Below are 293 nucleotides of genomic sequence, written 5' to 3'. Positions count from 1 at the left end.
TTTCACTAAGAGGATCTTCTATGTTAACCTCTTCTTTTTGTTCCCCACAAGTAAAATGAAGATCTACTCTTTTTAGGTAAATGGCCGCCACCGCCTCTTGCAATAAGAAGCCACTTTCGGCTGTGAAAATTTCCTTTTCCACAAGCGCGCCAATAAGATCGAGTGTATTGGCTTCTTCCATGCCGAAATAAAGCGATAAATCATTTAAAAGGTGATGGAGCAACTCCGTGTAGTTCTTTTTTAGGTCGATAATCTTCTCTTTAAAGGGGTGGCACCAAATCTGTTCATAGGTC

1 protein-coding gene is annotated in these 293 nt (G+C 40.6%); it reads right to left on the bottom strand.

What is annotated here, in order from left to right; translation table 11 throughout:
* Positions 1-293 (bottom strand): putative nucleotidyltransferase substrate binding domain-containing protein (locus BU804_RS03205; protein WP_143298918.1); only part of this gene is annotated, 293 nt, incomplete at both ends.

This window comes from Candidatus Protochlamydia sp. W-9, from assembly GCF_001950615.1.
GTDB lineage: Bacteria > Chlamydiota > Chlamydiia > Chlamydiales > Parachlamydiaceae > Protochlamydia > Protochlamydia amoebophila.
Note: the sequence above shows the minus strand (reverse complement) of the source record. Positions and strands in the feature narration are given on the sequence as shown.